Genomic DNA, 11334 nt, shown 5'->3' on the forward strand with positions numbered 1-11334 from the left:
GCGGCACCGGGCCGGGCGGGTGAGCGGCACCGGGCCGCGGTCACGGCCCGCCACGAGGCCCCGCGCTCCGATCGCCCTGAACGGGACCATCCGCCCTGGCATGGGTCCGCGATCGGCGGGTATGACGGGAGCATGAGGGCGAGCTTCCGGCTTGGCCGGATCGCGGGCGTACCCATCGGGGTCAACTGGAGCGTCCTGGTCATCTTCGTACTGATCGCCTGGGCGCTCTCGGCCAGCCTGTTCCCACACTCGTACCCCGGCCATTCGACCTTCGCGTACGTGGTGGCGGGGCTGGCCGCGGCCGTGGTGTTCTTCCTCGGTCTGCTCGCTCACGAGGTGGCGCACGCGGTGATCGCCAAGCGCAACGGGATCGACGTCGAGAGCATCACGCTCTGGCTCTTCGGTGGGGTGTCCGAGCTGAAGGGCGAGGCGCGGGACCCGGGCGCCGAGTTGCGGATCGCCGGGGTCGGGCCGCTGGTGAGCCTGCTGATCGGGATCTTCTTCGGCGTGATCGCCGCGCTGGTCAGCCTCGGCGGTACGCGCGGCCTGCTGGTCGGGGCGCTGTCCTGGCTGGCCGGCATCAACGTGCTGCTGGCGATCTTCAACGTGTTGCCGGCCGCCCCCCTCGACGGCGGGCGACTGCTGCGCGCCGCGGTCTGGAAGGCCACCGGGGACCGGACGAAGGCGTCGGTGGTGGCCGCCCGTGCCGGTTGGGCGCTCGGCGTCGTGCTGATCATCATCGGGTTCTGGCGGTTCGTGGCCGGCGCCGGGTTCGGCGGGCTCTGGCTGGCGCTGATCGGCTGGTTCCTGATCGGGGCCGCCAGCATGGAGGAACGCCAGGCCCGGATGGGCAGCGCGCTGCGCGGCGTACGCGTCGCCGACGTGATGACCCCGCAGCCGCAGACCGCCTCCGGGGAGATGACCGTCGCCGACTTCGTGGACCACTACCTGTTCGCGTACCGGCACACGGCGCTGCCGCTCACCGAAGACGGGCGGCCGGTCGGCCTGGTCACCCTCGACCGGGTACGCGGCATCCCGCCCGACCGGCGGGAGTCCACCACGCTGGCCGAGGTGTCGTGCCAGGCCGGCGACCTGGTGCTCGCCAACCCGGACGAGCAGCTCAGCGACCTGCTGCCCCGGCTCAGCGGGTGCGCCGACGGCCGAGCCCTGGTGGTGACCGAACAGCGGCTGGTCGGGATCGTCTCCCCCAGCGACATCAGCCGCGCCGTGCAGCGGGGCAGCATGCGCGAGCAGATGGCCGCCGGACGCCGCTGAGCGCGGTGTTCACCCGCCGGGTTGGCGCTGCCGTCGGGCCCGCGTGGCTCGGTGCGCGCTTCGTTGCCGGCATCAGGTCCAGAGCGGGCGAGAGCCGTACCGTGCCGGGCGACCGGTCGGGAACGGACCGTCAGGACCGCGGAAAGTAGCGGTCCAGCTCATCGGTGCGGAACTTCCCAGCCGGATCGAGGTCACGCAGCAGGGCCCGGAAGTCGTCGTGGCGGGGGTACGTCGCGGCCGGGTCGCGCCCGAAGAGCTTGCCCCAGTGCGGGCGCGGCGCGAACGGGGCCAGCCGCTCCTCCACCTCGGCGAGCACCGGGGCCACGGCTGCCGGGTCGCCGATCCAGGTGAAGTGGACCGCCAGGCTGTCCCGGTCGTGGTTCGGGCTGAGCCAGAGCGTGTCCGCGGCGACCGTACGCAGCTCGCACACCTGGAGCACCGCGGCGATCCGGTCGGCGGCGGGGTCGAGCGCGGCGAGCGCGTCGGTGGCCGCCGCGCGCGGCAGGTGCCACTCCGACTGGAGTTCGTCGCCGCTGCTCGGGGTGAAGCCGAGCCGGAAGTGCGGCAGCCGCTCGTACCACGCCCCGGGCTCGCCGAGCTGGGCGGTGCAGTGCTCCGCCGGCATCCCGGGCACCGGATGGCAGGGCGCGTCGGCGGCGACGGTGCCCAGCCAGTCCGCCGGGAGGGGCGGCTCGTCGGCCCGCTGCTTGACCCACACCTGGTCCAGCCGCGACGAGCGCCAACGGGTGAAGACGGAGACGCTGTACGCCGCGTCGCAGGCGGCGTCGAGCGCGGCGCGGGGCAGCCCGAACCGGACGTACTGCCGGACGTCGAAGGTGGGCACCACGTCGAGGGTGACCCGGGTGACCACGCCCAGCGCGCCGAGGTTGACCACCATCCCGGCGAACCGCGGGTCGCCGCGATCCACGGTGAGCAGGTCGCCGTCGGCGGTGACCAGTTCCAGGGCGGCCACGGCGGTGGCCAGGTTGCCGTGGGCCGCACCCGATCCGTGGGTGGCGGTGGCGACCGCGCCGGCCACCGAGATGTGCGGCAGCGAGGCGAGGTTGGCCAACGCGTACCCGTCGGCGTGCAGGCGGGTGGCGACGTCGCCGTAGCGCAGGCCGGCGGCGACGGTGACCGTGCCGCGGTCGCGGTCCAGCGCGACGGTGGGGGCCAGCCCGGCCACCGAGACCAGCTCCCCGGTGGTGTCGCCGAGCCGGTTGAACGAGTGCCCGGTGCCCACCGCCCGGATCCGGCCCGCCCCGGCGACCAGCTTGCGCAGCTCGTCGATGCTGGACGGCTCGTGCCGCGCCCGGGCGGCGTACCGGACGTTGCCGGCCCAGTTGCTGCCGACCCCGGTCATGCGGCCGCCTCCTGCTGACGGTTGGTGTGCGGGGTACGCGCGTCGGTGAAGCGGCCACCGGAGTACCGGGTCAGCGCCGCCACCACCTCGTCGGGGCGCTCGCGTACCTGGGTGAGGTTGAGCAGTTCGACGGCGGGCCGCCCGTCGCCCGGGTGTCGCGCGGTGGTCGGCGGGCCCGGCGGCGGGCCGGCGGCGGGCACCCCGACCAGCCGGGCCGCGTCGTCGAGGGCGAGCGCGTCGAACTGCTCCCACCGGTACGTCCCACGCAGGCCCGGGCGGCGCACCTCCAGCCCTTCCGGCCCGATGACGAAGCGGAACGGCCGCGCCGCGCCGACCAGCACCGCGCCGCCGACCACGATGACGCCGAGGGCCGCCAGCATCTGCAGCAGGGCGCCCTCGCCGGCCACGGCGAGCACCATCATCCCGCCGGCCACGCAGGCGACGGCCAGTGGCAGCGCGCCGCGGCTGCGGTGCAACTCCATGTCGTGCCCCCGATCCTGTGCCGTGGTCCGGGGTGCATCATGCACCACGGTGTCAAGGCAGGGGCTGCGGGCGCCGGCGGTGGCGCGAAGGGTCGGGCCCGTGGTCGATGCCTCCCGGTCGAGGTGGCATTCGCCCGCTTGTATTCCTTGATAGGCATATGAGCGGTGAGGCATATTGGGCGTACGCCCGCTACGGGCCGTGAACGACTGGCTCGGGCCGTACCGACGGATGTGGACGGACCACCTCGACGCCCTGGAGCGCCATCTCGACAGTCAGGAGTGACGATGGACCGTGACAGCTTCCGCCCCGGCCCGCTCGCCGAGGTCGCCCGCGTACCGGCCGGAGACCGGTGGGACCTGGTGTTCGTCCGGGACCTGCGACACCCGCCGGAGAAGGTGTGGGCCGCGCTGACCGAGCCCGACCGGCTCGCCCAGTGGGCGCCCTTCCTCGCCAGCCGCGACCTCGGCACGCCCGGGGACGCCACGCTCGGCGCGCTCGACGGCGAGCGGCGCTTCGAGGCGCCCGCGACCGTGCTCCGCGCCGAGCGACCGGTGCTGCTCGAATACACCTGGGGTGACGACATGCTGCGCTGGGAGTTGAGCCCGAGCGACGCAGGCACCCGGCTGACCCTGCGGCACCGGATCGGCATGCCCGACCTCGCCCCGATGACGGCCGCCGGCTGGCACCTCTGCCTGGACGTCGCCAGCCACCTGCTCGACGGCGACCCGGTCGGCCCGATCCGCGGCGCCGAGGCGAAGGACTTCGGCTGGGAGCGGCTGCGCGACGCGTACGCCGAACGGCTCGGGCAGGCCCCCGCGGGTGAGCCCGGCGGACTAGCCTGAGGCGTGACCTCGACAGCCGTCTCCATCCACGGGCTCGGGGTGGCCTTCGGCGCCCGGCCCGTGCTCCAGGACGTCGACCTGACCGTGGCCGTCGGTGCCGCGCTCTGCCTCACCGGAGACAACGGCGCCGGCAAGACCACCCTGCTCCGCTGCGTCACCGGCCTCGTCGAGCCGGACGCCGGGACAGTACGGGTCTTCGGGCAGCGGCCCGACGAGACGGCAACGTTCTGGCGGCGGGTCGCCACCACGGTCGAGCAGCCGAGCTGGTATCCGGGCCTGACCGTCCGCGAGCACGTCGAACTGGTCCGGCTGGCCAACGGCGCCGACCCGGGCGACGGCCGGATCGACCACCTCTTCACCGCGCTGGGGCTGCATCCGCTCGCGGACAGCACCCCCGACACCCTCTCCTCGGGCCAGCGACAGCGTCTGCTGCTCGCCGTCGTCCTGTCCCGGCCGAGTGAACTGCTGGTCCTCGACGAGCCCGAGCAGCGGCTCGACGCCGGCATCCGCCAGGTCGTCGTCGGGCAGTTGCGCGACTACCTGGACACCGGAGGCAGCATCCTGATGGCGAGCCACGACCCGACCCTGGTCGCCGCCGTGGGATGTCCCGTCCTTGCGCTCGACGGCGCGCCGACGCCGACCACCAGCGGCGCGGCGTGACCGCCCGGCTGGCCGGCGGCTCGGGCACGGACGAACTGCAGGCCTCGGCCGTCGAACTGCGCCGGTGGGTCCGCCGCCGACAGGCGTCCGCCGGTGGAGCCGTCTCGATGGGGACGGTGTACGTGGGGGTGCTGGCCGTCGCCATGGCGGTCGCGCTGTTCGGGCCGGAGTTGGGGCGTATCCTCTGGCCCGCCGCACCGATCGTCGACCCGGACCCGCTGGCGGTCGTCGCCCTGATCGGGGTCGGCGGCGCGGGCGGGTGGTTGGCGCTGCGTCGACTCGGTCCACTGGTCATCAGCCGCCCGGACGCCAGTTGGCTGCTCACCGCGCCCGTACGCCGGCGTGGGCTGCTGCTTCCGGCGCTGGTCCGCGCAGTGCTCGCCACCGCCGTCGTCGGGGTCGCCGTCGCCGTGGTCGGCGTCGGTCGACTCGCCGCCCGCCCGATCGACGGGGCGGCGCTGCTCGGCTGGGCGGCCCTGGGCGGCGCAGCGGGCATGCTGGTCGCGCTGGCCGCGGTGCGGGCCCAACGCGACCCGGGATGGGGCCACCGATGGGACCGGCCCGTCACCGCGCTGCTGCTCGGATCCGGCGCGTCGGCTCTGGTCGCCCCCGTGGCCCCGGCGCCGCCGATCGCCGCGCCCAGCGCCCCGATCCTGTGGGCTGCGGCGCTGGCGGCGGTCGCCGCCGCGGTCCTGGGCACCGCCGTCGCGGTACGCCGGCTCGACGACCTCTCCGGGCGGCGGTTGCGGGAGGCCTCGATCCTCGTCGGCTCCTACCGGGACGCCGCCTACACGGCCGAGCCCTCCTTCCTGTCCGATCTTCGGGAGCGCCGCTCGTGGCGGGGCCGTTCGCTCCGGTCGGCGCGGATACGCCGGCTACCCGGGCTCCCGATCGAGGCGATCCACGACCTGCTGGTGCTGCGACGCAAGCGACGCCGCCTCGGCTGGCTCACCGCTGCCGCGCTGCTCCCGGCGGCGCTCGCCGGCAGCCCGGGCTGGGTGCTCGTGCTGGCCCTGCTCGCCGGGGGCCTGAGCAGCGCCGACACCACGCTCGCCGCGGTACGTCGCGACTCGGCCCAACCGGCCCTGGTCCGGCTGCTGGGCCGCACCGGTCGCCAGGTCGTCGCCGCCCGACTCCTCGCGCCGGCGTTCCTGGCCGCCGCCTGGTCGGGGCTGGCGCTGGCCGCCCTGGGCCTGCGGTCCGACCTGCCACCCGGCCCGTGGTGGGCTCTGGGGTTGGCGGTCGGACCCGCCGTCGCCGTCGCCGCGCTGCGGCGGGCCCGGGCCCGACCGATCGACAACAGCATGCCGCTGGTCGACACCCCGATGGGCGCCTACCCGCCGGGGCCGCTGATCTGGCTGCTCACCGGCCTGGATCTGCTGGTCGCCCTCACCCTGCCGACGGTCGCCGCGTTGCTCGGGAGCACCGGGTCGACCGTTCTCGGGTGGGGCTGGGTGCTGGCCCAGGCCGCGTTCTCCGCACTGGGCGTCGCGGCATACCTGGCGCTGACCACCGACCGGACCCGCGCGGCGGTCTGACCAACTCAGCCGGCCACCGGGGTATCCAGACCGGGCGCTGGCGGCAGAGTGATCGCCGTGGCGGCCTTGCGGATCGGCTCGGTCACCCGGCGGATCATCCCCTCCCGGCCGGGCAGGCGCGGCATGAGCCGCAGCATCAGCGTCTGGAACCGGATCTGCGCGTTCGAGCCGAGCACCATGCCCTTGAGGTTGCGCTCGGCGAGCTGCTGGTTGGCCGCCACGAACGGGCGCATCCGCCGCTCGTAGGTGGCGAACCCGGCCACCGGGTCGCCACCGGCCTCCGCCAGCGACGTGGCCAGCACGTACGCCCCGACCAGGCTCAGGCTGGTGCCCTGTCCGGAGGCGGGCGAGGCACCGTAACCGGCGTCGCCGACCAGCCCGATCCGCCCGGTCGACCAGCGGTCCATCCGTACCTGGCTCATCGCGTCGAAGTAGAAGTCCGGTGCGTCCGCCATCGCGGCGAGCAGCTCCGGCACCCGCCAGCCGGCCCCGGCGAACGCCGCGGCCAACGCCGCCCGCTGCGCGGCGACGTCCCGGTGGTCGGGCTCCTCGGCCGGCGACGGGCAGAGGAACAGCGCCCGGGCGTCGGGGGCGCCGGCGGTCCGGTAGACACCGACCGTCCGTCCGGGGGCGGCGTGCATCAGCTCGACGCGCTCCTCGCCGTACTCGGCCGGCACGGTGAAGATCGCGATGTGGTGCCCGAGCGTACGCAGGTATTCCGAGCCGGGCCCGAAGGCCAGCCGCCGGACCGTGGAGTGCAACCCGTCGGCGCCGATCACCAGATCGAAGCGGCGGTTCGGTCCTCGCTCGAAGGCGACCTCCACCCCACCGGCGGACTGGTCCAGCGCGGCGATCGAGTCGCCGTAGACGTATTCCACGTCGCCGGTGGCCTCGATCAGGATCCGGGCGAGGTCGCCGCGCATGATCTCGACATCGTCGCCCTCCCGGCCGCCGAAGAGCGCGGCGTCCATGGTGGCCAGTTGCCGCCCGCCGGCGTCGACGAAGCGGGTCCGCCACATCCCGGTGTCGTGGCGGCTCACCTGCTCGCGCAGGCCCATCCGGTCCACCACCGTCAGGGCCGCGCCCCGGATGTCCACCTTGTATCCCCCGTCCCGGGGGGCCGGGGCCCGCTCGACGACGGTCGGACGGAAGCCGTGGCGGCGCAGCCACCAGGCGAGCGCAGGGCCGGCGACGCCGGCACCGGAGATCAGCACATCGGTCATGCCGCCGACAGTACAAGCGTGTTAGACATCTGTGCAAGACGCCTGTGCAAAGAATTTGCTACCCTGTTTCGCATGGGAAATCGGGAGGACCTCCTCGCCGGGGCCAAGCGCTGCCTGATGGAGAAGGGCTACGCCGGCACCACGGCCCGCGACGTCTCCGCCGCCGCCGGCACCAGCCTGGCCGCCATCGGCTACCACTTCCGCACCACCAAGGCCCTGCTCAACGAGGCCCTCATCGAAGCGATGGCGGAGTGGGGCGAGGAACTGGGACGCGCGCTCGCGGACGACGGGGCTCCGGACGCCACGCCGGCGGAACGGTTCGAGGCGGCCTGGGAGCGGATCATCGAATCCTTCGACCGGCTACGGCCGCTCTGGGCCGTCCAGTTCGAGCTGATCTCGCAGATGGACCGCGTGCCCGAGCTGCGGGAGGCGTTCGCCACCGCCAACCGGCAGGCCCGGCTCGGCCTGGCCGAGGTATTCCACCGGCTCGACCCGGCCGCCGACGAACCGGCCGCGCTCGCCCTCGGCACGTTCCACCAGGCACTGCTCGCCGGTCTGGCGACCCAGTGGCTGGTCGACCCGGGCGCGGCCCTCTCCGCCAAGGAGCTGACCCAGACGCTGCGCACCATCAGCAACGACTTCCGAACCAACCAACCCTGACCCCCGCGATCCACTCCATGTGGCGCAAACGGTGGTCACCGGCCCGGCCGAGACCACCGCTTGCCGCACACGGAGTCGATCAAGGGCGAGGCGGGCACCGGCACCAGGATCATCCGGAGGCCCGAGCGGTGCGGCGGCGGGCCGAGCGGGCGGCGAGGCTCACCACCGTCGTGCCCGCCGCCGTGCCGACCAGCACCAGCACCGCCCCCACCGCCCAGAGACCGGTGTCGTCCGTCGACGCGGCATGCGCCGCCCAGGCGGCGGTGAAGGCGACCGTCATCGCCGGTGCCACCAACCAGGGGCTGAGCCACCAACCGCCGGCGGCGGCGAGCAGGGCGAGGGTGAGCACGACCCCGACCACCTGCCACCCGGCGTACGGGCCGCTGATCGCGCCGGTCTCCGGGTCGACCGTGTAGCCGGTCTCCCAGCCGAGCCAGGCCCACCACGCACCGACCGTGGCCACCACCAGCAGCAGCCCGAGCAGGGTACGCGTCGTCTTGGTCATGGCCCGATCCTCCCGGGCCGGGCGGCAGGACGGATGAGCACGCGTACCCAGGGTGGGCCCGCCACGGACCGGGACGGGTGGCGGTTACCGGCGCTGCGCCCAGTCGACGCGGGTGAGCTCGTACTCGACCTCGCCGTGTTCTGATCCTTCGATCGCCTCGGGCCAGTCTCCGGTGAAGGTACGGAGGAACGACATGCCCGCCTTCTCCATCACCCGCCGGGACCGGGTGTTGACCGCCATGGTGTTCGCGGTGACCCGCTCCACCCCGAGGTCCGTGAAGCCCTTGTCGATGAGGGCCCGCGACCCCTCCGTGGCGTAGCCCTTGCCCCAGGCGGCCCGGTTCAGGCGGTAGCCGAGTTCGACCACGGCGGGGCTGTGCTCGTCGAGGGGACGGAACTCGAACCAGCCCAGGAAGGTCCCGGTGGCCTTCTCCTCGGCGGCCCAGTAGCCACGCGTGCCGAGGCACGGGTAGTCGTGCAGCAGCCGGGGCAGGGTCCGCTCCTGGATCGCCTCACGACTCGTCGGCCGGCCGCCGTTGATGAAACGCATGACGTCGGGGTCGTCGTCCAGCGCGACGAGGTGGTCGACGTCGGTGTCGTTGAACGGCCGGAGCACGAGCCGTTCGGTTTCCAGGAAGACCTGCATGTCGCGATCCTCGGTGCGGCCGGCCGGTCGCGCCACCGGATATCCCGGCGTCAGCACGCGGCCGTCCGGCGGCGGTCGCGCCCGGTGCCTGAACAATTCCTGAACGGCACCCGAAGCCGGCAGATCAGACTGCTGATGTGGACGGACGCGGGCCGCTCTGCCGGCACAGGTGCATCCGGTGAGTGATGTCAGCATCCCCGGCTATGACGACTTCCGGCTTCTCGGCCGGGGTGGCTTCTCCGCCGTCTACTCCGCGCGGCAGGTCGACTACGACCGCCGGGTCGCCGTCAAGGTGCTCGACATCGGCATCAACGACGACGCCCTGCGCCGGAGGCTCCAGCGCGAGCGGGCGGCCACGGGCCGGTTGACCGGTCACCCGAACATCGTGACGATCCTGGACTCGGGCTTCCTGGCCGACCGGCGACCGTTCCTGACGATGGCGCTGTGCCCGCAGGGGTCGCTGGCGGACCGCGTCGCCCGCGAGGGCCCGCTCCCGCTCGCCGACGTCCTGCACGTCGGGGTGACGATCGCCGGTGCGCTGGAGACCGCGCACCGGGTCGACATCGTCCATCGCGACATCAAGCCGGAGAACATCCTCATCACGGCGATCGGTGAACCGGCCCTCGCCGACTTCGGCATCGCGACCATCACCGATCACCGGTCCATGACGCGGAACACGCAGGCGTACACGCCGAATCATGCTCCGCCGGAGGTGTTGCGGGGCGAGCCGGCGGGGGTCGCCTCCGACGTCTACAACCTCGGTTCCACGCTGTACCAACTGCTGGCGGGACATCCACCGTTCGCCATGTCGGGCTCGGCGGGGCTCGCCGTCTTCGTCGACAAGGTGCTCAACTCCGAGGCTCCACCGCCCCGCGACGACCTGCCCGAGTCGCTGCTGGGCGTGCTGCGCCGGGCGATGGCCAAAGCCGCCACCGACCGGTACGCCAGCGCCGCCGAATTCGGCGAGGCGTTGCGCGACACACAGCGAGAACTGGGCTTGCGGGTGGATGACCTGCCGGTGCTGGTGACCGCCCCGGACGTACCGCAGCCACCGCCCGCACCGCAGGCGACCGTCCTGCCGTCGACCGGCGGCGGCACGCGGTTCCCGGACGCCTCCCCGAACGCGGCGCAGCGGCCGGGCCCACCCCAGGCGGGCTCCGCTGGCCCCGACGCGACGGTCCTTCCCCCGGCGCCGAGCATGGCCTTCGCGGCCGCCCCCGGGGCCGGGGCGGCGACCCGCCTCGGGAACCCGCCCCCGGCGCCACCGGCGCCACCGTCCGTGCCGGCTCCGGCGGCTCCCCCACCGAAGAAGCGCCGGGGCCTGCTCGTCGCCGCCATCATCGGCGTCCTCGTGGCGCTCCTCGGCACCGGTGGGTACGCCGCCATGACCCTCGCCGGCGAACGCGACGACAAGACCACGTCGCGGGTCACGCCGCCGGCCACGCCCAGCGGCGCCACCGAGCCCGCGCCCGGCGCCTCACCCGACGGCGGCACCGGACCCGCGCCCGGTGCCTCGTCCGCGGCACCGAACGCCCCCGCGTCGGCGCCACAGCCCGGGTCGACGTCACCCAAGCCGGCCGGCCCCGCGATGACCAGCATCGTCGTCAAGAACATCACCTGCGCGACCAGCTCCCCGGGCGGGCCGTGGGAGGGGCAGTTCGATGTCTCGTGGAAGGCCACCCGGGCCGACAACGTGCAGCTGTACGGCCCGACGTCGAGCGCCTTCCTGGGCGGGTTCGAGGGCGCCTCGGGCGAGGCGACCTTCGCCTTCCCCTGCACGCCGAACGGCAGCTTCCTGCTCCGGGCCGTCCCGCGGTCACAGTCGGCTCCCGGGCCGTACAAGGACTACAAGGGCCGCTGGCCGGACTCGGCGCGGGTCACGAACTTCACGGTCTCGAAGCTCACCTGCGACGGCAGCGCGCCGAATCTCGAACTGCGGTGGTCGAGCCGCGGCGCCGACGAGGTACACGTCTTCTACAACGGTGACATGGCCGCCTCCCTCGTCGGTCTCTCCGGCGCGGCGAACGGCAGCGGCGTCGCCTACGGCGACTGCACCGCCGGGAGCAGCTACTTCCTGCGCGCGGTGGCCTACAAGAACGGCGTACCGGGTGGTTCCCGCGACGTGCACGTGAAGTGGTGA

Annotated in this window: 11 protein-coding genes; 6 read left to right on the forward strand and 5 right to left on the reverse strand. The window is 73.9% G+C overall.

Going from position 1 to position 11334, the window contains the following annotated elements; translation table 11 throughout:
• The first annotated feature begins 132 nt into the window (after nucleotides 1-132).
• Entirely contained in the window at nucleotides 133-1275 is a 1143-nt protein-coding gene (locus tag GA0070604_RS24195; RefSeq protein ID WP_091123065.1) for a site-2 protease family protein, read from the forward strand.
• A 130-nt stretch (nucleotides 1276-1405) separates the two neighbouring features.
• On the opposite strand, the gene GA0070604_RS24200 is transcribed toward GA0070604_RS24195, so the two are convergent.
• Nucleotides 1406-2638 (reverse strand): FAD-binding protein, encoded by a 1233-nt coding sequence (locus GA0070604_RS24200; protein ID WP_091123069.1) that lies wholly within the window; start codon nucleotides 2636-2638, stop codon nucleotides 1406-1408.
• Nucleotides 2635-3120, reverse strand: coding sequence for a PH domain-containing protein (locus GA0070604_RS24205; RefSeq protein ID WP_091123072.1), 486 nt, complete (start codon nucleotides 3118-3120; stop codon nucleotides 2635-2637). Before GA0070604_RS24205 ends, GA0070604_RS24200 begins: the two co-directional genes overlap by 4 nt.
• A 285-nt stretch (nucleotides 3121-3405) precedes the next feature.
• Between GA0070604_RS24205 and GA0070604_RS24215 the strand changes: the two genes are divergently transcribed.
• From GA0070604_RS24215 to GA0070604_RS24225, 3 genes are read left to right on the forward strand one after another with little or no spacing between them, the layout of a single operon-like run.
• Complete coding sequence (locus GA0070604_RS24215; protein ID WP_091123076.1) at nucleotides 3406-3963, forward strand: SRPBCC family protein; 558 nt, start codon at nucleotides 3406-3408, stop codon at nucleotides 3961-3963.
• A 3-nt stretch (nucleotides 3964-3966) separates the two neighbouring features.
• Nucleotides 3967-4623, forward strand: a complete 657-nt coding sequence (locus GA0070604_RS24220; RefSeq protein ID WP_091123079.1) for an ABC transporter ATP-binding protein — start codon at nucleotides 3967-3969, stop codon at nucleotides 4621-4623.
• The gene (locus GA0070604_RS24225) at nucleotides 4620-6161 is read left to right on the forward strand and encodes a DUF6297 family protein (protein WP_091123085.1); all 1542 of its coding nucleotides are present in this window, start codon (nucleotides 4620-4622) and stop codon (nucleotides 6159-6161) included. The genes GA0070604_RS24220 and GA0070604_RS24225 overlap by 4 nt, the downstream gene beginning before the upstream one ends.
• A 5-nt stretch (nucleotides 6162-6166) precedes the next feature.
• On the opposite strand, the gene GA0070604_RS24230 is transcribed toward GA0070604_RS24225, so the two are convergent.
• Entirely contained in the window at nucleotides 6167-7384 is a 1218-nt protein-coding gene (locus GA0070604_RS24230) for an FAD-dependent monooxygenase (protein ID WP_091123088.1), read from the reverse strand.
• A gap of 72 nt (nucleotides 7385-7456) precedes the next feature.
• Between GA0070604_RS24230 and GA0070604_RS24235 the strand changes: the two genes are divergently transcribed.
• A complete protein-coding gene (locus GA0070604_RS24235) occupies nucleotides 7457-8044 on the forward strand; it encodes a TetR/AcrR family transcriptional regulator (protein ID WP_091123091.1) in 588 nt (195 codons plus the stop codon).
• A gap of 109 nt (nucleotides 8045-8153) precedes the next feature.
• Here the strand turns inward: GA0070604_RS24235 and GA0070604_RS24240 are convergent, their stop codons facing one another.
• Together GA0070604_RS24240 and GA0070604_RS24245 are read right to left on the reverse strand one after the other, a co-directional pair.
• Nucleotides 8154-8549 (reverse strand): hypothetical protein, encoded by a 396-nt coding sequence (locus GA0070604_RS24240; RefSeq protein ID WP_091123095.1) that lies wholly within the window; start codon nucleotides 8547-8549, stop codon nucleotides 8154-8156.
• 84 nt (nucleotides 8550-8633) lie between these two features.
• Nucleotides 8634-9194 carry a GNAT family N-acetyltransferase gene (locus GA0070604_RS24245; RefSeq protein ID WP_091127377.1) on the reverse strand — a complete coding sequence of 187 codons (561 nt, stop codon included), beginning with the start codon at nucleotides 9192-9194 and terminating at the stop codon, nucleotides 8634-8636.
• A 178-nt stretch (nucleotides 9195-9372) separates the two neighbouring features.
• Between GA0070604_RS24245 and GA0070604_RS24250 the strand changes: the two genes are divergently transcribed.
• Nucleotides 9373-11334 carry a serine/threonine-protein kinase gene (locus tag GA0070604_RS24250; protein WP_141721381.1) on the forward strand — a complete coding sequence of 654 codons (1962 nt, stop codon included), beginning with the start codon at nucleotides 9373-9375 and terminating at the stop codon, nucleotides 11332-11334.

The sequence above is a fragment of the Micromonospora eburnea genome (assembly GCF_900090225.1).
GTDB lineage: Bacteria > Actinomycetota > Actinomycetes > Mycobacteriales > Micromonosporaceae > Micromonospora > Micromonospora eburnea.